Annotated in this window: 17 protein-coding genes and 1 pseudogene; 14 read left to right on the forward strand and 4 right to left on the reverse strand. The window is 60.0% G+C overall.

From position 1 onward, the window contains the following. The first annotated feature begins 110 nt into the window (after positions 1-110). The gene (locus tag BFN67_RS22675; RefSeq protein WP_245295377.1) at positions 111-989 is read left to right on the forward strand and encodes a DMT family transporter; all 879 of its coding nucleotides are present in this window, start codon (positions 111-113) and stop codon (positions 987-989) included. Positions 990-1,008: 19 nt separating this feature from the next. Here the strand turns inward: BFN67_RS22675 and BFN67_RS22680 are convergent, their stop codons facing one another. Together BFN67_RS22680 and BFN67_RS22690 are read right to left on the reverse strand one after the other, a co-directional pair. Further along, on the reverse strand, positions 1,009-1,827 hold the full coding sequence (locus BFN67_RS22680; RefSeq protein ID WP_245295378.1) for a Crp/Fnr family transcriptional regulator: 819 nt from the start codon (positions 1,825-1,827) through the stop codon (positions 1,009-1,011). A 1,358-nt stretch (positions 1,828-3,185) separates the two neighbouring features. After that, positions 3,186-3,968: pseudogene (locus tag BFN67_RS22690) on the reverse strand (ATP-dependent metallopeptidase FtsH/Yme1/Tma family protein); the annotation flags it as partial. 404 nt (positions 3,969-4,372) lie between these two features. On the opposite strand from BFN67_RS22690, the gene BFN67_RS22700 reads away from it, so the two are divergent. Beyond that, positions 4,373-4,642: a DUF2933 domain-containing protein gene (locus BFN67_RS22700; RefSeq protein ID WP_080921726.1), complete on the forward strand. Its 270-nt coding sequence runs from the start codon at positions 4,373-4,375 to the stop codon at positions 4,640-4,642. 19 nt (positions 4,643-4,661) lie between these two features. Continuing rightward, positions 4,662-5,306 carry a methyltransferase family protein gene (locus BFN67_RS22705; RefSeq protein ID WP_080921727.1) on the forward strand — a complete coding sequence of 215 codons (645 nt, stop codon included), beginning with the start codon at positions 4,662-4,664 and terminating at the stop codon, positions 5,304-5,306. Positions 5,307-5,507: 201 nt separating this feature from the next. On the opposite strand, the gene BFN67_RS22710 is transcribed toward BFN67_RS22705, so the two are convergent. Further along, positions 5,508-5,792: a hypothetical protein gene (locus BFN67_RS22710; RefSeq protein ID WP_139789300.1), complete on the reverse strand. Its 285-nt coding sequence runs from the start codon at positions 5,790-5,792 to the stop codon at positions 5,508-5,510. Between the two features lie 479 nt (positions 5,793-6,271). Between BFN67_RS22710 and BFN67_RS22715 the strand changes: the two genes are divergently transcribed. The 6 genes from BFN67_RS22715 to BFN67_RS22740 all read left to right on the forward strand — a co-directional run bounded on the left by BFN67_RS22715 (position 6,272) and on the right by BFN67_RS22740 (position 12,246). Continuing rightward, positions 6,272-7,705: a YfcC family protein gene (locus tag BFN67_RS22715; protein WP_080921729.1), complete on the forward strand. Its 1,434-nt coding sequence runs from the start codon at positions 6,272-6,274 to the stop codon at positions 7,703-7,705. A gap of 11 nt (positions 7,706-7,716) precedes the next feature. Further along, positions 7,717-8,943 carry an arginine deiminase gene (arcA, locus tag BFN67_RS22720; protein WP_080921730.1) on the forward strand — a complete coding sequence of 409 codons (1,227 nt, stop codon included), beginning with the start codon at positions 7,717-7,719 and terminating at the stop codon, positions 8,941-8,943. 12 nt (positions 8,944-8,955) lie between these two features. Then, on the forward strand, positions 8,956-9,957 hold the full coding sequence (gene argF / locus BFN67_RS22725) for an ornithine carbamoyltransferase (protein WP_080921731.1): 1,002 nt from the start codon (positions 8,956-8,958) through the stop codon (positions 9,955-9,957). Between the two features lies 1 nt (position 9,958). Further along, positions 9,959-10,870: a carbamate kinase gene (arcC, locus tag BFN67_RS22730; RefSeq protein WP_080921732.1), complete on the forward strand. Its 912-nt coding sequence runs from the start codon at positions 9,959-9,961 to the stop codon at positions 10,868-10,870. Between the two features lie 63 nt (positions 10,871-10,933). Beyond that, entirely contained in the window at positions 10,934-11,515 is a 582-nt protein-coding gene (locus BFN67_RS22735) for an adenylate kinase (RefSeq protein WP_080921733.1), read from the forward strand. 290 nt (positions 11,516-11,805) lie between these two features. Beyond that, positions 11,806-12,246: a universal stress protein gene (locus BFN67_RS22740; RefSeq protein WP_080921734.1), complete on the forward strand. Its 441-nt coding sequence runs from the start codon at positions 11,806-11,808 to the stop codon at positions 12,244-12,246. A gap of 239 nt (positions 12,247-12,485) precedes the next feature. Here BFN67_RS22740 and petA read toward each other — a convergent pair whose 3' ends face one another. Then, complete coding sequence (petA, locus tag BFN67_RS22745; protein WP_425349820.1) at positions 12,486-13,064, reverse strand: ubiquinol-cytochrome c reductase iron-sulfur subunit; 579 nt, start codon at positions 13,062-13,064, stop codon at positions 12,486-12,488. Between the two features lie 362 nt (positions 13,065-13,426). Here petA and BFN67_RS22750 point away from each other — a divergent pair, with 362 nt between their 5' ends. The 5 genes from BFN67_RS22750 to BFN67_RS22770 all read left to right on the forward strand — a co-directional run bounded on the left by BFN67_RS22750 (position 13,427) and on the right by BFN67_RS22770 (position 21,855). Beyond that, positions 13,427-15,529, forward strand: coding sequence for a heavy metal translocating P-type ATPase (locus BFN67_RS22750; protein ID WP_080921736.1), 2,103 nt, complete (start codon positions 13,427-13,429; stop codon positions 15,527-15,529). 32 nt (positions 15,530-15,561) lie between these two features. Beyond that, positions 15,562-16,500: a ribose-phosphate pyrophosphokinase gene (locus tag BFN67_RS22755; RefSeq protein ID WP_080921737.1), complete on the forward strand. Its 939-nt coding sequence runs from the start codon at positions 15,562-15,564 to the stop codon at positions 16,498-16,500. Between the two features lie 94 nt (positions 16,501-16,594). Then, positions 16,595-18,919: a phosphoketolase family protein gene (locus BFN67_RS22760; protein WP_245295379.1), complete on the forward strand. Its 2,325-nt coding sequence runs from the start codon at positions 16,595-16,597 to the stop codon at positions 18,917-18,919. Positions 18,920-18,970: 51 nt separating this feature from the next. Then, positions 18,971-20,329, forward strand: a complete 1,359-nt coding sequence (locus BFN67_RS22765) for an MBL fold metallo-hydrolase RNA specificity domain-containing protein (RefSeq protein WP_080921738.1) — start codon at positions 18,971-18,973, stop codon at positions 20,327-20,329. Next, a complete protein-coding gene (locus BFN67_RS22770; RefSeq protein ID WP_080921739.1) occupies positions 20,326-21,855 on the forward strand; it encodes a thymidine phosphorylase family protein in 1,530 nt (509 codons plus the stop codon). The genes BFN67_RS22765 and BFN67_RS22770 overlap by 4 nt, the downstream gene beginning before the upstream one ends. The last annotated feature ends 22 nt before the right edge of the window (positions 21,856-21,877 follow it).

Genomic DNA, 21,877 nt, shown 5'->3' on the forward strand with positions numbered 1-21,877 from the left:
CCGCTCTTTTGGATCGCCGAAAGCGTTGTCATACAGGAATGAATGAGGTGATCTGTCGTCGCGGTGCATAGAGCAGTCCTTTACTGCCGGCGAGGTCGCTGGGTGGACGGATGATGGTTTCTCGCTTCACATTCATTCTCCTGCTGGTTGCTTTTCTCAACGCTCTCTGCTTTCCGCTCATTACGCTCGGCCTGACACACGTCTCGCATATGACTTTCGCGACACTCAGGGCTGTTTTGGCAGGAATGGTTTTGGGCGTGGTCGCAATAATGCTTCGGCGGCCCATTCCAACTGATTTCCGATCGTGGATTGCTCTCGCGCTCATTGGCCTTGGAGCCACCACATCGGCCTATTTCGGGATGTTCCACGCTGCTGAATTTGTTTCGCCAGGGCTCGCGACTGTCATTGCCAACAGTCAGCCCCTGATCGCGGCCGCACTAGCATTTGCATTCCTCTCGGAACGGTTGCGACCCGCACAATACGTTGGATTGGCGATCGGGTTCCTCGGGATCGTCGCCGTTACCTTGCCTCAGCTCGACATCAAGCAAGGCTTCGATGGTGTGATAGGGCCGGCCTTCATCGTCTTGGCGGCCGCTGGCCTCGCCGTTAGCAATGTCCTGATGAAAGGTGTCAGAAACCGAATTGACCCTTTGGTCGCAATGTCAGCGCAGCTTCTCCTTGGAGCAATCCCTCTGGCAGTTATGGCGTTGGCGCTGGAACGGCCGTTTCAGATACACTTTTCGTCGGACTTCGGGTTCTCATTGATCGTTCTGGCTCTTCCCGGAACAGCCTTAGCGTACTGGCTCTGGTTTTGGGTGCTCGATCGCGTTCCGCTCAGCCAGGCGAATGCATTTACCCTCCTGACGCCGGTCTTCGCCCTGCTGCTCGGTATCGGGTTTTTCGGCGAGCAGTTCGCACCCTCGCTGGCATTCGGTCTGGTCTTGACGGCGATCGGCCTCGTGATCGTGGAGCGCTATGGCGGATCCTGATTAGTCCGAAGGGAAGCGTTCAAGTTGATCGTCGCTCAAACCATGACATCGCGGTTTGCGGGTCAATCCCGGCTACCTCGATCAATCGATCGGGATCGAGTATTCGGAGTCGCCGATAGTGGAAATGCACGATTTTGTCTTTGCGCAACGTGCTTAGAACACGGTTCACGTGAACGAAGGTAAGGCCCGTGGCGTCCCCGATCTGCTCCTGTGTGAGCGGGATTACCATCTCCTCAATGTGGTTGCCGGGCCATTGGGCCCGATGGCGCGTGAACAGTTCAAGAAGAAGGTACGCGACGCGCTCTCGCGCGGTGCGACGCCCGATACTCGTCATATGGTCATAGGCTATACTAGTGTCACGGGCCAGTGTGCTCGCCAGCCGCATGCTGACCTCGGGATCGTCCTTCAAAACGGTTGCCAGCACAGTGTTCGGGATGACCGAAACAACCACTTCCGTCAGGGCCTGCGCCCCGTAGCTGATTTTAGCCCCGTTTGAAGTGGGCACTCCCATGACCGCTCCTGGTAGCGCGAAATGGACGATCTGCCGCCTGCCATCTTCAAGCAGGGTGTAGATCACTACCCAGCCGGACAGAAGGTTGAAAATTGACTTGTTTGTCTCGCCGATGCGGAACAGATCCCGCCCAACCGGCATCCTGCGATCTCCCGTTCGAAACCGCGGGAGAAGCCGGTAGGCATCCGTCGACGGCGGCAATCCTATTACCGGAGCCCAAGCCTCGCCGTCGGCTCCGTCTTTCGGGCGCTTTGGGCTCATGCTCAAATCATCAAGCGGACCGCCCGAAGGGCGTGCAGCTTCTTGTGCCGTAAGTCCTTGAAACATGGTCTACTCCGTCCACGTTGGAACTCATCGGTCGCGGCAAGAGCGACAGCGACGTTACCTCATGTGGTAAGGACGCTCGATCCCAACTTTTATTACAGTCGCCGGGCGTGCTGCCGCTCCGGTGGCTGTGTCCGCACCCAGTTTATTGACCTGATGAAAATCCTCGCTCCGTCACAACGACGCCATTCGCGCTTTGCCACCCGCAACTTCCCGACGCGGAAACGCAGACGAACAAGCACCCGCGCCTTGGTCAGGACAGCGAGGAACCACCTAGAGGCGATGGGATCGTGGGACCGGAGGATCTCGGCCAAGTATGATTGACCTGAGGCAATCATCGCCAAGAGCGGGGATGGTCGAAAATTCACCTAATCTCCAGGTGAACTCGGTTCGGTGCCCGGCTATGAGCACCTGGCATGGCGAACATACTACCATGCAGCATGTCCGTTGGGAGGAGCAGTCATTCGGGGGCAATGGCGCGGCGAATTCGGGACTTAGGGCCATCTGGCGCTGGGAGATCGAATGAACCGGCGCGAAACTTCCGTCATGTGCCAAGGCCAGCTTCCCCTGCATGAAGAAGGAAACCGTGCAAACGACCAGCAATGCCAGTAGCTTGAGCATGTGCACTTACCCACCACCTCCCGACTGTTTCGCGCAACTCCCATATTTGCACGGCAGGATTCCATCCCGTCGCATGTCATGCAAAGACGCACCATCGCACATATTGCCTACGGACACTTTGACCGGGATCAAAGAGATCGCGGGGCGGCTGAGGCTGAGGCTGAGCAACTACCATTGCCCGCGAAGCAAATTGCAACGAACTGGCGGCAACGATGGTTGGGAGCTCACTTGATTGAGATTAAAGTGCATCCCGTCCACGCCGGTCATAATTATTAAGAAGTGGGAGAAATGAGCGGTGTTCCACGAACCACGAATAGTATCGACAGCCTCGCCTGCATTTGATCTAAAGCGTTGCGTAGCCCTGCTGGTCTCTCGCAGCCAAAGAAGGGCTGTGCTAAGCCCCTTCTTCGCCAAAAGCGATGGCTTGCTCGTCGTCGACCCAGTGTCACGTAAGCGGCGGTTCCGTTCAAACGCAGCTAGAACGAACGAGTCAACCTGCGACTTGATCCTCGCCAGTGGGTCAATGCGGTTGATCTGCGGATATGTCGGAGCATCCGAGCGCGACAAGCTCTGCGCGGCCGGGGTCGACGTCCGGATTGGCTCCTGTGCCCGGACGATTAGCGAACTTGTTACCTCTTTTGAGACTCTACCACCGGCCTGACGGCCTGTTAGAACGCGCGGTGGGGATCAGCTACCACTTGAATGCATTCGGAACCTAACGAAATCAGGCTCCCCGATAGTTACGGCGAGCGCGGGCTGGCGGTCGATGACGTGGAGGCTCGTTTCAATGTCTTGAAAGGCTGATTGGCACTGTCAGGGTCGTCACCCTCTTTGGTCCCAATCAATGCGGAAAGCTCCGCCTCGTCGAGGGTTTCCTTCTCCAGCAGTCTACGGGCCGTGCGCTCCAAAAGGTCTCGACGCTCCTTGAGCAAACGGATCGTTCGCTCGAACGCGCCATCGATGATCGCGCGCACCTCCCCGTCGATTGCGTCGGCTGTCGCCTCGCCATAGTCGCGAGGCTGAGGATAGGCTGCCATCTGGTTTGGTGTCAGGAAGGAGCGCTGATCCTTCTCCAGGGCGACATGACCCAGCTTTTCCGACATCCCGTAGCGCATGATCATGGTGCGGGCGATGGCGGCGACCTTGGCAAGGTCGTTGGGCGCTCCCGTTGAAAGATGATCAAAGACGATCTTCTCGGCCGCCCGGCCGCCGAGCAGAACCGCCATCTTGTTCTCGACTTCCTCTCTGGTCATCAGAAAGCGATCCTCGGTCGGGCGCTGGATGGTGTAGCCGAGCGCCCCGATCCCGCGCGGGATGATCGACACCTTATGCACGGTGTCCGAGCCGGGCAGCGCCATGGCGGCAAGCGCGTGGCCCATCTCATGATAGGCCACAACCTCGCGTTCTTTCGGGTTGAGAAAGCGGTTTCGCTTCTCCAGCCCGGCGACGATACGCTCAACCGCGTTGTTGAAATCATCCATCGTGACAGTATCGGCCTTGGGGCGAGTAGCCAGCAGAGTGGCCCCGCGCTCCAACTACAGCGCCCACGGCCACACTATTACGTTCCTCTGCTCTTCGTTTTGGCGAAATCTGTATGCGAACTAGTAGCTGATGGCGCTGAGCCGAAGATTGATCTGGGTTAAAGTTTGCCGCCGCTGTGGCGCCGGCCGCACCTAACGGCCTACCCGTCCGGCCGCGGCGGTTTCCGGCCAATAGCAACTACGCCGAGTGCCCCGTGCTACGGCGGACCGTTTCGCTCGCCAGGGCGCAAGCCCAAACAAAACTATAACAGAGATCAAGGTTTTTGCTTTCCAGTGCGCACATTGTTGTCTCCACAATCGATGCAGGTTCGCTGCTCCGGGCTTGACCCAACCGCTGCGTCGCCTGCTTCAAGACGAAATCACTGTGCAGAAAGCGGACAAGGACCATGCCACCCAAGATTAGACAGCCCAGCAATGACGACCAACTTCCGCGGCGCATTTCTGCCACGAATATCGCACTATGGGGGTTCCTGGCCATCGGCGCCTTCTACCTGATTGCCGAACATCGGGCCCATCTGCTCGGGTGGCTGCCGTGGCTGATAATTCTCGCTTGTCCACTCCTCCACTTCTTCATGCACGGACGCCACGGCGGACACGACCATCGAGGCGGAAGCTCATCTTCGCCGAGTTCGAAGCGTCCTCCCCATCAACATTGAGAGTTTCAGGAGCAAAATCATGCATGAGGACATTCCTGCATATGGGCTTTGGTCCCTGGTGATTCTCAACTCTGCCGTTTTCATCTTCTTCGCGTTAAGCTTCTTCAAGCCGGCAACCGCTCGTGATTGGCGCTCATTTGGGGCATACAGCGCCTTCGTCATTGCGCTTTTCACGGAAATGTACGGGTTCCCGCTAACAATCTATCTTTTGTCAGGCTGGTTGCAGACGCGCTACCCTCAGATCGACTGGCTTTCACACGACGCCGGACACCTGCTGGAGACCGCCTTCGGCTGGCGGCTCAATCCCCATTTTGGCCCCTTTCATCTTCTGAGCTTCGTCTTCATTGGTGGTGGGTTCATGCTCATTGCCTCGGGATGGAAGGTCCTCTACGAGGCGCAGAAAAAGGGCGTGCTCGCCACAACTGGCGTCTACGCCAGGGTTCGCCATCCTCAGTATGGGGGTTTCGTACTCGTGATGTTCGGATTCCTGCTCCAGTGGCCCACCTTGCTAACCGCTGCTATGTTTCCGATCCTTGTCGTCATGTATTGGAGGCTCGCCCGCCGTGAAGAACAGGAAGTGCTTGCACAAATCGGCGATGCCTATGCGCGATATATGAAAAACGTGCCGGGGTACTTTCCGCGGCTGGTAGCCAGACCAACTTGAGAGGTCACACGCGAGTGCCCACGACGCGCGATTATATCGGTACCGAGGAAACCCGTATTCGAACCGACGATCACCACTTCGCCACGGCGTCACAAGCGGGGACAGGATCAGGCTCCCATCGACCTTTGAAAAAGTAGGCTCTCTTCCGGTCAGCGAGATCGTCCTGTTTCGCAGCGACTCCGACCGGTCTAACACTCATGACTACTGCCGATGATCACTGAAAAGGCGACTTGAATCGGTCTCCCCGATTGGAAGCGCGATGGAGAGCTTGATCTCGTAACGGTCGCGCCCGCGAAAATTGGCAAACCCGCTACATGTGACCGTGCCTGCAAGCGACATGGGTTCCAGCTCGATGCGCTCATGGCGAACATGGGCAAGCGATGAGATCGTTGCCATGATTTCGGCAACCATCCTGTCGCTCGTTTCGTTGTCGAAAGCGGGACCACGATGTGCTGCTGGTGCTGCCGGAGGGCGCTCGCCACGCATCCGACCTTCCTCGTGGTCGGGGGGCGCCGCGCACGTTCGAGACTGGAATGATTCCAAGATAGACTGCTACTCTATCTGCCGTCTGATACCGTCATCAGCCGATGCCAGCTCGCCGACACCAGTATCGCACAGAACACCTCCGGTATCGCGCGAGCTCCAACGAACCTACACAGCTTTGTGCATTTACTTAGGGACGCGTCCTGTCCTGTGCATAGCCGCGATCGGTCGCTGACCCGCCAAAGTGGTTTGGCCTGGCGAGCCTTGTATATCTGATCATCCTGCTCTTTGACTCGCAATTACTCTTGGTAGCCGGCGCAGAGCAACTCGTTGCTACCCAAACAATGCGCGCTGAGCATTATCTCTGGCCGGAATTTAACCTGGATCAAGGATGACAGCGAGCCGGGCAGTTTAGATGCCACACACGGGGAACCACCATTCGCATATCGGGCGGTTCAGTTTCGAGTGATGGGAAGACGCAAATGACCACTGCATCTGACACTGCGGAACCACGCAGGGTTCGGTTTCCGACTGCATTTACGATCCTGTTCGGTCTAATCGTTTTGGTCGCGGCGCTCACCTGGTTCATTCCGGCCGGCCAATACGAGCGTGTCGCCAATCCGGCACTCGACCGCGAGGTGCCCGTCGCGGGAACATATACTGAAACGGAATCCAACCCGCAGGGCGTGGTGGAGGTCATCATGGCGCCGATAGCGGGGCTCTACGATCCCGCTACAAACCAGGGCAACGCCATTGACATCGCGCTTTTCGTGCTAGTCATCGGCGGCTTCATCGGCGTCGTCGCCTCGACCGGAGCGATCAATGCCGGCATCGGCAATGCCATGAAGAGGCTCGAAGGTCGGGAGAAGTGGATGATCCCGGCGCTCATGGCGCTATTCGCCTTTGGCGGCACCACCTACGGCATGGCGGAGGAGACGCTGGCCTTCTACATGCTCCTGATGCCGGTCATGATCGCTGCGCGCTTTGACGCGGTGACTGCGGTCGCCACCATCCTTTTGGGCGCGGGCGTCGGTGTGCTGGGCTCCACCGTCAACGCGTTTGCCACGGTGATTGCCTCCGACGCGGCCGGAATTCCCTTTACCCAAGGCATCGTCCTGCGGTTGGTCATCCTCGGTCTATGCTGGATCGCCTGCGTCGTATACGTCATGCGATATGCCGAACGGGTGCGGCTCGATCCGACGACATCCCTAGTCTACGACCGCAAAGCGGACAACGAGGCGCATTTCCTTTCCGGGCGGGAAGAAGGCGCTATCGAGTTTACCACCCTCCACAAGATCGTGCTCGCGATCTTCGCGCTCACCTTCGTCGTGATGATTTGGGGCGTGCTAGCCGGCGGCTGGTGGATGGGCGAAATGACCGGCTTGTTCCTCGCCTCCGCGATCCTGACTGGCCTGATCGCGCGGCCCGGCGAGGAAAAATTCGTGGATGCCTTCGTCAATGGCGCCCGCGATCTGTTGGGCGTCGCCCTCATCATTGGGCTGGCGCGCGGCATCGTCGTTATCATGGATGCCGGTAAGATCACCGACACAATTCTGCACTGGGCCGAGCTTTCCGTCGCCGACCTCGGCGAGGTCGCCTTCATCAACGTGATGTACTGGCTTCAGGTGCTGATGTCGTTCTTCGTGCCGTCGTCGTCGGGACTGGCCGTGCTGTCGATGCCGATTATGGCGCCGGTGGCTGACTTCGCCGGCGTCGGGCGCGATCTGGTCGTCACCGCATATCAGTCGGCCAACGGGCTGGTGAACCTGATCAACCCCACATTTGCGGTGGTGATGGGCGCACTCGCCATCGGCCGCGTGCCCTATGAGCGCTGGCTGCGTTTCATGTGGCCGCTGCTCCTGATCCTCACCGTCATCATCATGGCTTGCCTCAGCATCGCCGTGCTCGTCACCTGAAGGAGACCGTTATGTCCATCACCTATGGAGTCCATTCCGAAGTAGGCAAGCTGCGCCGCGTTCTCGTCCATCGCCCGGGCGCGGCTCTCGCGCGGCTTACGCCGTCCAACTGCCACGAACTGCTTTTCGACGACGTTATCTGGGTCAAGCAGGCGCGCGTCGAGCACCTGACATTCGTGGACGCGATCCGCCATCGCGGCGCGGAGGTCGTCTTCCTGCGCGAGGCGCTGATGGAGACCCTGCGCGACATCGAGGCGCGCCGCTGGCTTCTCGAACGGCGCGTCAACGACGACACGGTTGGCGTCGGCTTTGCGGACGACCTGCGCGCGCACCTAATGGAGATCGATGCCGACCCGCTGTCGCTGATCCTGATGGGTGGTATGAGCAAAGCGGAACTGCCCATCAAGGCCGAGAGCCTTTTTGCCCACACGCTGAGGCCGGAAGATTTCATCCTGCCGCCCCTGCCCAATCATCTCTTCACCCGCGACACCACTTGCTGGATCTATGGCGGCGTGACGCTCAACCCGATGCGCTGGAACGCGCGCAAGTTGGAAACCGTCAACGTCGCGGCCATCTACCGTTTCCATCCCGACTTCCGCGACGCGGATTTCCCGGTTTGGTGGGGCGATCCAGACAATGACTACGGGTTGGCGACACTGGAAGGTGGCGACGTGATGCCGGTCGGCAATGGCGTTGTGCTGGTTGGAGTGGGCGAGCGCACCACGCCGCAGGCGGTCGGCCAGCTTGCGCGAGCGCTGTTCGCACAAGGCGGGGCGGAGCGGGTCATCGCCTGTAAGTTGCCGATCGAGCGCGCGTCTATGCATCTCGACACGGTCTTCACGTTCTGCGACCGCGATCTGGTGACAATTTTCCCCGACGCCGTTGACAAGATCACTGCCTATTCGCTGCGTCCTGGTGAGCAGGAGGGGCAGATCGACGTGCGGGAGGAGGAAGGCCACCTGACCGACGTGGTCGCAGAGGCACTCGCCCTTAACAAGCTGCGCGTGGTGCAGACCGGAGGCGACGCCTACATCGCCGAGCGGGAACAATGGGATGACGGCAACAACGTTGTCGCGCTCGAGCCGGGCGTGGTCGTTGGCTACGACCGTAACACCTACACCAACACGCAGTTGCGCAAGGCGGGCGTGGAAGTCATCACCGTTCCCGGCGCTGAACTGGGACGCGGACGCGGCGGCGGTCACTGCATGACATGCCCGCTGATCCGTGATCCGATCTGAAGGAGAGGAAAGATGCCTGTGAATCTACGCGGCCGCAGTGTCCTTAAAGTACTCGACTTCACCCCCGACGAAATTCGCTTTCTCCTCAGGCTGTCGGCATCGCTGAAGCAGGCAAAATATGGCGGTTACGAGGAGCCGCGGCTAAAGGGCAAGAACATCGCGCTGATTTTTGAAAAGGATTCGACCCGCACCCGCACGGGATTCGAGGTGGCCGCCTACGACCAGGGCGCGCATGTCACTTATCTGGGGCCGTCAGGCACTCAGATCGGTAAAAAAGAGTCGATGAAGGATACAGCGCGTGTGCTCGGGCGCATGTATGATGGCATCGAGTATCGTGGTTTTGGTCAGGAACAGGCCGAAACATTGGCGGCCTATGCCGGCGTGCCGGTCTATAATGGTCTGACCGACGAGTCCCATCCCACCCAGATCCTTGCCGATTTCCTGACGATGCGGGAGTACACGCGAAAGCACCTCTCGCAGGTCGCCTTCGCCTTTGTCGGTGACGCGGGTAACAACATGGGTAACTCCCTGCTCGCCGGAGCAGCACAGATCGGCATGGACGTTCGCCTAGGGGCACCAAAGGCATGCTGGCCGGACGAGGAACTGGTGAGACAATGCCGTCAGATCGCGGAAAAGACCGGTTCGAAGATTACCCTGACCGAAGACCCGGTCGAAGCGGTCAAGGGATGTGATTTCGTCTATACGGATGTGTGGGTGTCGATGGGTGAACCGGATTCGGTCTGGGAGGAACGTATAAAGCTGCTGATGACCTACCGCGTCACTACCGACCTGATGGCGGCGACTGATAACCCGCACGCCAAGTTCATGCATTGCCTGCCCGCCTTCCACAATCGTGACACCGAGATCGGCGAGAAGGTCTTCCGACAATATGGGATCGACAGCATGGAGGTGACCGAGGAGGTGTTCGAGTCGGAAGCCTCCGTTGTCTTCGATCAGGCCGAGAACCGGATGCACACGATCAAGGCGGTCTTGGTCGCCACCTTGGGGTCCTGACATGAAAGTTATCATAGCTCTTGGGGGTAATGCCCTGCTCAAGCGCGGCGAGCCGATGACGGCGGAGGCGCAACGGGCGAACGCGCGTACAGCGGCTATCGCGCTTGCCGATGTCGCACGCGATCATGACATCGTTGTCGCTCACGGAAGCGGACCGCAGGTGGGCCTGCTGGCGCTTCAGGCTGCCGCCTACAAGGAGGTGCCACCTTTTCCGCTCGACATCATCAGCGCCGAGAGCATCGGCATGATCGGTTATCTGATCGAGCAGGAACTGGCCAATGCACTGCCCAGGGACGCGAGGCTCGCCACCCTGCTCACCCAAATTGAAGTCGATCGAGACGATCCCGCGTTCGCCCGGCCAGAAAAACCGATCGGTCCGATCTATGAACTGGCCGAAGCCCAGAAAGTCGCACAACTCCATAACTGGCCGCTCATAGAGGAAAGCCCAGGCAAGTGGAGGCGCGTGGTTCCTTCCCCCTTGCCCGGAAGGATCACCCAGATCGAGACCATCCGCCTTCTTGTGGATAATGACGTTACCGTCATCTGCGCTGGGGGCGGTGGTATTCCGGTGATCCAGAATGCTGCCGGCGACCTTGAAGGCGTCGAGGCCGTGATCGACAAGGACCGCGCGGCCGGGCTTTTGGCCGAGGAACTGTCGGCCGATGCGTTCCTGATGTTGACGGACGTCGATGCGGTTTACGAAGGATGGGGAACAGAACGCCAGCGGCGGATCGACCGCGTTCGCCCCGCCGAGATCGACCCCTCTGATTTCCCGCCCGGTTCGATGGGACCGAAGGTCGAGGCGGCGGCTGCGTTCGCGTCAATTGCCGGGCGGCTTTCCGGTATTGGCAAACTTGAAGACGCGCGCGCCATTCTTGAACGGCGCGCAGGCACAACATTTTCGCTCGAATAGCCCAACATTCTCAATACGAAGAGTTGTTCAGGAAGTCGAAGATCCGAGGAGTAAAACAAGACAATGAGATTGATATTGTTTGGACCGCCGGGAGCAGGAAAGGGAACTCAGGCGCAGCGCCTGGCCGAACGCCACTCCATTCCTCAGCTTTCCACAGGCGATATGCTGCGCGCTGCAGTAACCAACGACACCGAAACGGGGCGCCGGGCCAAGGCGATCATGGATCGCGGCGAACTCGTACCCGACGATTTGGTCAACCAGATGGTATCCGACCGGATCGATCAAGAGGATTGCCGGAAGGGCTTCATTCTAGACGGCTTTCCCCGGACGGTCGCGCAGGCGGAAGCCCTGACGGCAATGCTGGAGCAAAAGGGTGACAAGATTGATGCGGTGATCGAACTGAAGGTTGAGCAGGCCTCGCTCATCACACGAATGGAAAAGCGCGTCGCTGATACGCTGGCCGCTGGCGGCACGGCTCGTAGGGACGACAATCGGGATACGTTTGCAAGGCGTCTCGACGAATACCAGCATAAAACCGCGCCGCTGTTGAACTACTATCGCCGGAGAGGCGAACTCGTTTCGATCGATGGTATGCAGGGCATGGACGTCGTTACGCGCGACATTGAGAACGTACTGACTACGTAGTTTCGGCTTGAGTGGAGTACGTCCTCCTGGCGCAGTCTACCGTTTGGCCGTCGTGATCGGCGATTTTACTTGCTACAACAACGATCTATGAGTTTCAGCGTCTGGGCACCGAAGCATGCTAGCGGACGAGGCGCTGGGTGCGGCAATGCCATCAGATCGAGGAAACCTGAGTTCGCGTCAATTGCCGGCCGGCTTTCTGTTATCGGCAAACTTGAAGATGCGCGTGCCATTCTTGACGGCGCGCAGGCACGATATTCTCACCCGAATGAACCAGAACGGATACTACAGCTATGTATAAGCATATCCTCATCGCTACGGATGGTTCGGAAATGGCCCAAAAAGGTGTCGATCACGGGCTCTCGCTCGCAAAGAATCTCGACGCCAAAGTCGTGGTGGTCACGGTCACCGAGCCGTTTCCGATTTACGCGGGAGAAGGCTGGGCCCTTGGACCCGGCGACTTCGAGCGCTACGATGCAGACCAGATCAAGTTCGCAAACGAGATCCTCTCGCCAATAAAGGCTTTCGCCGAGAAGGTGGGGCTCAAAGCCGATGTACTTCATGTCCCAGATGCTAGGGCAGCCGGCGCTATCGTCGATACTGCGCAGAAATTTGAATGTAATCTGATCGTGATGGCTTCGCATGGCAGACGGGGAATAAAGCGGCTTCTACTTGGCAGTCAGACATCCGAAGTGCTTGCGACTTCGATTGTCCCGGTACTCGTCGTTCGTTAGCGGATTTCTGTCCAACGCGACCCATGCTTCAACCACCAGCCAAGATGCGGGAGTATGTATGCTGGGATCATCAGCGGACCGCCCTTTCTGTCCTTACCGCCCTGTTCTGTCCTGCGAATACCTGCGCGAGCATTCGCGCTTTAGTGCGATGACACCGCGTTCTCCAGTTCATTTATGGCTGGTGTTGCCCGTACCATAGGTCCTTCTGCAAAGGCCTCACCAAGGGCGGGCACAGGTCTTTATCCGATACGGACCGACGTTTCGTTGAGGAACTGGAACATGGGCACGGCGAGGTTTTCGGGAGCCGGCCCTGAGCGGATCCTGCCCGCTGTATCGTAATGCGAACCATGACAGGGGCAGAACCATCCGCCGTAATCCCCTGCTTGACCAAGGGGGATGCAGCCGAGGTGGGTGCACACGCCGACCATGACCAGCCAGTTTTCTCGATGTTGTCCTGCGGACCTCGCGAGATCGGTGGCCGGCGAGCCGGCCGGCAGATTAGCGTTGCGCGCGATAGGGTCTTTAAGCTCTTCCAGGGGCGTCGCGGAAGCAGCTTCAATTTCCCGGGATGTCCTGTTCCTGACAAAAACCGGCCGACCGCGCCACTTGACGGTCACCGACATACCTTCCTCGATTCCAGAAAGGTCGATGTCGACAGTGGCGATCGCGAGTGTCGAAGCGTCGGGTTTCATCTGGTCGATGAAAGGCCACGAGGCGAATCCGGCTCCGACGACTGCCGTGGTGCCCGTCGCGACATAAAGGAAATCTCGACGATTGACTTGAACTTCACTTTGCATGGGTACCTCCTGCCGCAGCAGACTCGGTCGATCGGATCAGGATTTTCGCCAGAAGACGGCAAAATGAAGAGCCTGGCTCTGTCCCCGCTCCTCGCTTCAACAACCTGCAGCCCTTTATGAGATTGGCCGCAGATTGAGAAATCATCGACGCAGGGGTAAGCCGCTCTTCGCTCCCGGTCCTCGTCGTGAGATAGTTTCGACAGTGGATGCTGTTTAGATACCAAAAATCTGCTGTAGAGGACTTTAACCTGGATCAAGGATTCCAGGGCTCGAAGCGATGATTTTGAGCCTTGGAGGATTACGCCTGCCGAGGACTGCGACCACCCGGGGGGTAGTAGTTCTGCTGGCCCGATACCGCGTAGCCACGACAAGGAAAAAACCTGATGAGTTCACCACATTCCCACGATGGCCATCAGAACCATCAAGCGCACGCCCCCGGGCATCGAAACGATGAAGCTCAGGGCGGTGTCGTCGCTGCCGCGGGCTCCAGCCATTCCGAGCATTCTGGTCACGGCGGACATGACCATGGCGCGATGGTTGCGGACTACCGGCGCCGCTTCTGGTTGGTCCTCGTGCTCACGCCGCCGGTGCTGCTGCTCTCGCCGATGATCCAACATTTGCTTGGCATCGCAGAAACTTTGGCGTTCCCAGGCGACCGCTACGTTCTCTTCGTGCTTTCGACAATTGCCTACGTCTATGGCGGCTGGCCATTCTTGACGGGCTTCACCTCCGAGCTGCGCAAGAGGCAGCCCGGCATGATGACCCTGATCGCGCTCGCGATTTCAGCGGCCTATTTCTTTTCGGCTGCCGTCACGTTCGGGTTTCCGGGTGAGGAGCTCTACTGGGAACTTGTGACCCTGATCGCCATCATGCTTCTCGGCCACTGGATCGAGATGCGTTCGGTGATGGGAGCATCGCGTGCGCTTGAGGAACTGGTGCGGCTTCTGCCGGATTCAGCGTCGCTCATTAAGGCTGACGGCTCCTTCGAAGAGGTGCCGATCTCAACCCTCCAGCCCGGTGATAAAGTCATCGTACGACCCGGCGCAAAGGTTCCGGTGGACGGCGTTATTATCGAAGGTTCGTCTGGTTTCAACGAGGCCATGCTCACTGGCGAATCGCGGCCCGTAACCAAGGGGGTCGGCGCAGCCGCTATCGGCGGCGCGATAAACGGGGCCGCCGCTGTCACCATCAAGGTAACAGCGACAGGCAACGCGACCTATCTGTCGCAGGTTATCGAATTGGTAAAGAAGGCGCAGGCAACGCGCTCGCGCACACAGGACGTTGCCAACCGTGCCGCCGCTTGGCTGACCTACATCGCGCTCGTCGCCGGCTTCGGCACGTTGTTTGTCTGGTGGCTTCTCCTTGACGCCCCGTTAGAATTTGCGATCGAACGAATGGTGACGGTCATGGTTGTTGCCTGTCCGCACGCCCTTGGTCTCGCTGTCCCGCTAGTCGTCGCGGTCAGCACGTCGCTGTCGGCCGGCAACGGGCTGCTGATCCGCGACCGCGCAGCCTTTGAGCGGGCGCGCAATCTCAACGCCGTCGTGTTCGACAAGACCGGCACATTAACTGAGGGTCGTTTCGGTATCAGCGATATCGTCTTGCTCGCCGACGGCAACGAAAACGACGAGCTCAGCTTTGCCGCGGCCGCCGAGAGCCAGTCCGAGCATCCCATCGCCCACGGCATCGTAGCCGAGGCGAAGGAACGAAGCCTGATCATTCCCAAGGCAACCGACGTTAGCAACATCACCGGCGAAGGCATCGTGGCAAAAGTGGACGGCCAGGATGTGCGTATCGTCAGCCCTGGGCACCTCGCACGGCAGGGCAACGCCATCGCCCATGACAGTCTCAAGCGACTGGAAGGCCAGGGCAAGACTGTTGTCGTTCTCGTCCGCGAGGGCGAGCCGCGGGCCCTCTTTGCGCTGGCTGATATCGTCCGTCCGGAATCGAAGGAGGCGATCGCCGAACTCAAGTCCTTCGGGATCAATTCGATCATGCTCACCGGCGACGCCGAGGGCGTAGCAAAGGCGGTCTCCGAGGAACTCGGGATCACCGAATACTTCGCCGAAGTTCTACCTGATCAGAAATCGCAAAAGATCGAGGAACTCCAAGCGCGGGGGCTCTCCGTCGCAATGGTCGGCGACGGGGTGAATGACGCGCCTGCGCTCGTGGTGGCCGATCTCGGGATCGCCATCGGCGCGGGTACCGATGTTGCCGTCGAATCTGCCGACGTGGTTCTCGTACGCAGCGATCCGCGCGACGTCGGTGCAATCCTTGGTCTCTCGCGCGCCACTTACCGCAAGATGGTCCAGAACCTCATCTGGGCGACCGGTTACAACACCATCGCCATCCCGATGGCGGCTGGCATTACCTTCGGTACCGGCTTCATAATGACCCCCGCGATCGCTGCCGTCTTCATGTCGGCCAGCACTGTCATCGTCGCCATCAACGCCCAGCTTCTGCGCTCCTACAGGAGGCACAAATGACACAGGCAGACATACAACGGGGAACTCCCGGCATGCGACTGATTCTTCCGCTGCCAGGTAACGAAATATTCGCGCGGCGTCTTGCCGACGAAGGAGCCTGGGAACTTGGCGCAATGGAGACGCGGCGTTTCCCTGACGGAGAAACTTACGTTCGCATCCTCTCGGAGGTGAAGGGCAAGGCCGTCGATCTGGTATGCACGCTCGCACGGCCAGACGACGGCTTCCTGCGGTTGATCTTCGCGGCCGATGCAGCAAGAAATCTAGGAGCCCGCCAGGTCAATCTGGTCGCACCCTACCTTTCCTACATGCGGCAGGATCGCCGCTTCCAGTCAGGAGAGGCGGTGAGCTCCAGGAGCTTCGCCAGGCTCGTCTCGTCGAGCTTTGACCGGCTGCTGACGGTAGATCCGCATCTCCACCGCTATTCGGCCTTGTCGCCTCTCTATACGATGCCGACCGACACCTTGCATGCTGCACCGCTGCTTGCGGACTGGATCGCCGCGGAGGTCGACAAGCCCTTGATCATCGGTCCTGACGAGGAAAGCGACCAATGGGTCTCTGCCATCGCGGCACGGATCGGTGCTCCACATGCCGTGCTGCGAAAGGTACGCCATGGCGACCGCCACGTCGAAGTCAAGCTACCAGACCTTTCCAAGTGGCGAGGCCGGCAGCCGGTGCTCGCAGACGACATAGCGTCCTCCGGAAATACATTGATTGAGGCTGCCCGCCAGCTCCCGCTTCAGGGTTTCGTTCGGCCTGTGGTCGCCGTGGTGCATGCGATATTCGCCGACGATTCATTCCAACGTCTCGCAGCTCTTTGTGACCGCATCGTCTCGACTGACTCAGTGCCCCACGAAAGCAGTTCCGTCCGGCTCGCCTCCTTGGTCGCTAAGGCGATTGCCTCTGCGCCCGACGATGAGGGCGATCTCATTCGCCACCGGCGTCCGCCGGAGGAGCTGGACGAAGTGAAATAGGTGGGGTTCGATTTCCTTTCCCGCCAGCGATCCCCCATCCTGGACGGGCGGCTTGAATTGACGACGAGAACGATTGACGGAAGGCGGCGACGGCATGAACGATTTGACAACAACAACATCAAAGACGTGGCAACGGGGATACGGCCCGATCAGCCACAACAATGAAACCATCGAACGCGTTGCTGCCTTGGCGGCGTCCGGCCTGCTCGATCCGGAAGCCCTCTATCGCATCCTTGCCGCGGCCGACCGATTGACTTCCGCCGCAATGTGGACTGTCGCCCATATGACCTATGCCCACCGTGTCGACCTTTCCGGCGCGCCGCTGCCTGCCGAGGCGTTCAAGTCGACGCCTGAAGGACATACCGGCGGATCGCTGAACATGGTGCCCGCATTCGTTGGCTATCTCGCCGCCAACGCGATCACCGCGAAAACCCGTTCATGGCTGATGGGCCAAGGCCATTCTGTCGCCGCGATCGAAGCGGTCAATGCACTTACGGGGGACGTTTCTCCCGCACAGAGGGGCCGCTATGATCGCAGCGAGAAAGGTCTCTCGCAGCTCGCGGCCGACTTCTATTCCTATGCGATCGACGCCCACGGCGCTGCCGCGGTCCCGCTCGGCAGCCATGCTGGTCCAAACACCGCCGGCGCCATTTCGGAGGGCGGCTATCTCGGCTTCGCTGAGGTCCAGTACGTCCATGCGCCGCTGCCCGGTGAAAGCCTCGTCGCCTTTCTGAGCGACGGCGCGTTCGAGGAGCAGCGCGGCTCTGACTGGACGCCGCGCTGGTGGCGCGCAGAAGATTCCGGTTTCGCAGTTCCCGTTATGATCCTCAACGGCCGGCGCATCGAGGAACGTGTCCAGATCGCGCAGCAGGGCGGCGCGGACTGGCTCGTCGACCACCTCAAGCTCAATGGTTTCGATCCCTTCATCATCGATGGCCGTGATCCTGCGGCCTTCACCTGTGCCATCATCGAGGCTGAGAAGCGCCTTGAACGTTTCGCGGCGGATCCCGTCCGCACCTATCCAGCTCCTATCCCCTATGTCATTGCCGAGACAGTCAAGGGCTTCGGCTTCCCAGGAGCCGACACCAACGCGGCGCACAATCTACCCCTCGGGGGCAATCCCGCACATGACGAACTGGCTCGCAACGTCTTCAACGAGGCGGCGCTGGCGCTGTTCGTTCCCGCCGCGCAGATCGAGAGCGCGATCGCCGAACTGGCGGTCCATGGCAAGCAGGACAGAGAACAGGAAAGCCGGCACGCACTCGCGCTACGCAACCCGGCCGCACCGAACCTGCCCGAGCCGTACTGGACCGTCGCCGGAGATCCCCCCGATTGCGCCATGCATGCGCTCGACCGCTGGTTCGTCCGCGTCGTGGACGCGAACCCCACGCTCCGCCCGCGTGTGGGCAATCCTGACGAACTACGTTCCAACCACATGGGAGCAACGCTCGATCGGCTGCGCCATCGGGTGAATACCACTGAGCCCGGCGTTGCCGACGCCATCGACGGTGCGGTCATCACCGCACTCAATGAGGAAGCGGTCGCGGGCGCGGCGCTGGCCAACAAGGGCGGGATCAATCTGATCGTCAGCTACGAAGCCTTCGCCATGAAGATGCTTGGGGGTGTGCGGCAGGAGATCGTCTTTTCTCGGCGGCAGCGCGAGGCTGGCCAGGAGCCGCGCTGGATTTCGGTGCCGCTGGTCGTCACTTCCCATACCTGGGAGAACGCGAAGAACGAACAGTCACACCAGGACCCGACCATTGGCGAGGCGCTGCTAGGCGAGATGTCCGATACCTCGCGGGTGCTTTTCCCGGTCGATGCGAACAGCGCCATGGCTGCGCTCCGATCCATCTACGAGAGTCGCGGCCACGTGGGGTGTCTGATCGTCTCCAAGCGCGACATGCCCCACCGCTTCGATGCTGCGGCAGCAGCCCGTTTCGTCGCCGATGGTGCCGCCCATGTGCAGGGCGAGACCGAAGGCGCCGAGCTACAAATTGTGGCTATCGGCGCCTATCAGCTCGAGGAAGCGCTCAAGGCGGCCTATCGGCTCAGGACGCATGGTCACCATGTGCTCGTGACGGCGATGTCCGAGCCGGGCCGTTTCCGCATGCCCCGCGATCCGATCGAGGCGGCGTTCACGGCGAGTGACGAAAACCTGGCTGCCCTGTTTCCGCCGGGCATTCCGCGCTTGATCGTTACCCATACGCGGCCCGAACCCATGCTCGGCCTGCTCCGGCGGCTGGATTCCGGCCCACGGACGACCGCCGCGCGCGGCTACATCAGCCGGGGCGGAACGCTCGATGTGTCGGGTATGCTCTTTGCCAATCGCTGCTCCTGGCTCATCTGGTCGACGCTGCTGTTCCTCTCACCGGCTGGAGCAGAGACGACCTCCTCGCTCCCGCTGAACAGGCTGCCGTAGAAGGCCGCGGACATCCCGGCGACATCGCTGCATTCAACATCTGAGGCCATTATGCTGACGCTAACATTTCTCGGCGGTGCGAGCACCGTCACCGGCTCCAAGCACCTCCTCACCAACGGCGATAAGCGCATCTTGATCGATTGCGGCCTCTTCCAGGGGCTCAAGAACCTGCGCGAGTTGAACTGGACGCCGCTGTCAGTGCCGCCGTCCAGCATTGATGCCGTGGTGCTCACCCATGCCCACCTCGACCATTCGGGCTATCTCCCGCGACTGGTGCGCGACGGATTCAAAGGTCGAATCTACGCCACCGCGGCAACACGCGACGTGGCGGAGTTGATCCTCAAGGATAGCGGCTTTCTGAACGAAAAGGATGCCGAATACGTCAATCGGAAGGGTTTCTCGAGGCATAAGCCGGCTTTGCCGCTCTACGGCGTGCGCGATGCGGAACGCGCCATGGAAATGTTTACCATTGTGCCTTTCGAAACCGCTTTTGAGCTTCCCGGCGGTGCACTCCTGACGTTCCGTTATGCGGGTCACATTCTTGGTGCGGCTAGCGCAGACATCGAATGGGCCGGCCGCCGCATTGCGTTTTCGGGTGATCTTGGGCGCTACGACGATCCGATGCTTCCCGATCCGAGCCCCTTCCCGGAGGCTGACTACATCGTGGTGGAATCTACCTATGGGAACCGCACCCACGACCCAGCAGACACGACCGAAGTACTTGGAGAGATTGTCGAGCGCACGGTAAAACGTGGCGGCACGGTTGTTATCCCTGCCTTCGCAGTCGGCCGTGCGCAGTCTCTCCTTTATCATCTGTGGAAGCTTCGAACAGCAGGCCGCCTGTCCGGCGTGCCGATATATCTCGACAGCCCCATGGCGATCAATGCCACAGACCTTCTTCACGCGCACAGCGACGATCATCGCTTAACGCATGACGAATGCACAGCGATCTGCGAGATCGCCACCTATACCCGCGACGTCGAAGGCTCCAAGGCGATCACTACCAGCGTCTGGCCGAAGATCGTGATCTCGGCCAGCGGCATGGCCACCGGCGGTCGCGTACTTCATCATCTCAAATCCTTCGCGACAGATCCAAAAAACACGATCCTGTTCTCCGGCTATCAGGCTGCAGGAACGCGGGGCCGGGCGATGGTTCAGGGCACGCGAGAGATAAAGATCCACGGTCAATGGATACCGGTCAACGCAGAGGTCGACGATCTGTCGGTGCTCTCGGCGCATGCCGATAGCAATGAGTTGATGCGCTGGCTCTCGGGCTTCCAGCGCGGGCCGTCCCGCGTCTTCATCGTCCACGGTGAGGACGAGGCATCGGACGCCCTGCGCACCCGCATCGATCGCGAACTGGGCTGGAATGCGACTGTGCCACGTCAGGATCAGGTTTTCGATCTATGACCGCGCTCGTCTCTCATACCGGTCCCGAACAACCAACTCTCCGTGTTCGGCGCCTTCGATTGCACACGCAACACCAGCCGGTCGTCGTCATGCGCACCGATTGTCATGTTTGTCGCTCGGAGGGGCTCTCCGCCCGCTCGCAGGTTCTCGTTTCGGGAGGCGGGCGGGATCTACAGGCAACGCTTTTCCAGGTGGAAGACGATGAGCAATTGGCCCTGGACGAGGTTGGGCTCTCCGAAACCGCCTGGGAGATACTGAACCTCGCCGAGGGCGCCGAGGTACAGGTCACACATGCCCCCGCAATCGAGTCGCTGGCAAGTGTCCGCAGACGCATCTATGGCAACCGGCTCGACTCGCGCGCCTTTACGGAGATCGTGCAAGACGTGGTCGCCGGCCATTATACCGACGTGCAGCTCGCGGCATTCCTGACCGCTACAGCAGCACTACCACTCGACGAGAACGAGACCGCTCACCTTACTGGTGCGATGATCGCAGTCGGCGACCGGTTGCAATGGGGCGCCCCTGTCGTTGTCGACAAGCATTGTGTCGGCGGCCTGCCTGGTAACCGCACCACCCCGATCGTCGTGGCGATCGTTGCGGCCAACGGGCTCGTCATGCCGAAAACGTCTTCCCGTGCCATTACCTCGCCCGCCGGTACTGCCGACACGATGGAGACCCTCGCGCCCGTGGATCTCGACATTGCGGCCCTGAAACGCGTGGTCGAGGCCGAAGGAGCTTGCATCGCCTGGGGCGGAGCGGTCCACCTCAGTCCGGCTGATGACATCTTCGTACGCGTGGAACGCGAACTTGACGTCGATACGGAAGGCCAGCTCATCGCCTCCGTCCTCTCCAAGAAAATCGCCGCGGGATCCACCCATGTCGTTATAGACATCCCGGTCGGCCCGACCGCCAAGATGCGTAGCGAGGAGGCCGCATCCCATCTCGCAACGCGGATCACAGCGGTCGCGGCTCGCTTCGGTCTGGCGGCCAAATGCCTGCAAACCGATGGGTTGCAGCCGGTCGGTAGAGGCATCGGTCCCGCGCTTGAGGCGTTCGACGTACTAGCGGTCCTGCGAAATACGCCAGATGCGCCGGACGATCTACGCACGCGCGCCGCCATATTGGCAGGCGTAGCGTTGGAGATCGGCGGCAAGGCCGAGAATGGAAAGGGGTTGGCGCTCGCACTCGAAACGCTGGCTGACGGTCGGGCTTGGAAGAAGTTCGAGGCGATCTGCATAGCCCAAGGTGGGATGCGAACGCCGCCCAAAGCACTGCATGTCCATCCACTCGAGGCTCCGCATGCTGGGCGAATCGTTCATATCAACAATCGAAAGTTGTCTCGGCTCGCCAAGCTTGCTGGCGCGCCCGAAGCCAAGGCGGCCGGTATCCATATGGAGGTTCGCCTAGGTGACGAGGTCATCCGTGGGCAGCCGCTGGTCCACATCCACGCGGAAACGCCGGGCGAGCTGGCTTACGCGCTCGACTATGCCGCAGGCGCCGAAGACATCATTGAGATCGAGGTGTGAGTTGGCTTAGCACCGGATCAAT

The organism is Manganibacter manganicus, from assembly GCF_002075885.1.
In the GTDB taxonomy this organism is placed as follows: Bacteria; Pseudomonadota; Alphaproteobacteria; order Rhizobiales; family Rhizobiaceae; genus Mesorhizobium; species Mesorhizobium manganicum.

Bases quoted from the DNA above. Each gene is read 5' to 3' on its own strand.
- BFN67_RS22675 (WP_245295377.1), top strand. From the start codon at position 111: ATGATGGTTTCTCGCTTCACATTCATTCTCCTGCTGGTTGCTTTTCTC.
- BFN67_RS22680 (WP_245295378.1), bottom strand. From the start codon at position 1,827: ATGTTTCAAGGACTTACGGCACAAGAAGCTGCACGCCCTTCGGGCGGT.
- BFN67_RS22700 (WP_080921726.1), top strand. From the start codon at position 4,373: ATGCCACCCAAGATTAGACAGCCCAGCAATGACGACCAACTTCCGCGG.
- BFN67_RS22705 (WP_080921727.1), top strand. From the start codon at position 4,662: ATGCATGAGGACATTCCTGCATATGGGCTTTGGTCCCTGGTGATTCTC.
- BFN67_RS22710 (WP_139789300.1), bottom strand. From the start codon at position 5,792: ATGCGTGGCGAGCGCCCTCCGGCAGCACCAGCAGCACATCGTGGTCCC.
- BFN67_RS22715 (WP_080921729.1), top strand. From the start codon at position 6,272: ATGACCACTGCATCTGACACTGCGGAACCACGCAGGGTTCGGTTTCCG.
- arcA (WP_080921730.1), top strand. From the start codon at position 7,717: ATGTCCATCACCTATGGAGTCCATTCCGAAGTAGGCAAGCTGCGCCGC.
- argF (WP_080921731.1), top strand. From the start codon at position 8,956: ATGCCTGTGAATCTACGCGGCCGCAGTGTCCTTAAAGTACTCGACTTC.
- arcC (WP_080921732.1), top strand. From the start codon at position 9,959: ATGAAAGTTATCATAGCTCTTGGGGGTAATGCCCTGCTCAAGCGCGGC.
- BFN67_RS22735 (WP_080921733.1), top strand. From the start codon at position 10,934: ATGAGATTGATATTGTTTGGACCGCCGGGAGCAGGAAAGGGAACTCAG.
- BFN67_RS22740 (WP_080921734.1), top strand. From the start codon at position 11,806: ATGTATAAGCATATCCTCATCGCTACGGATGGTTCGGAAATGGCCCAA.
- BFN67_RS22750 (WP_080921736.1), top strand. From the start codon at position 13,427: ATGAGTTCACCACATTCCCACGATGGCCATCAGAACCATCAAGCGCAC.
- BFN67_RS22755 (WP_080921737.1), top strand. From the start codon at position 15,562: ATGCGACTGATTCTTCCGCTGCCAGGTAACGAAATATTCGCGCGGCGT.
- BFN67_RS22760 (WP_245295379.1), top strand. From the start codon at position 16,595: ATGAACGATTTGACAACAACAACATCAAAGACGTGGCAACGGGGATAC.
- BFN67_RS22765 (WP_080921738.1), top strand. From the start codon at position 18,971: ATGCTGACGCTAACATTTCTCGGCGGTGCGAGCACCGTCACCGGCTCC.
- BFN67_RS22770 (WP_080921739.1), top strand. From the start codon at position 20,326: ATGACCGCGCTCGTCTCTCATACCGGTCCCGAACAACCAACTCTCCGT.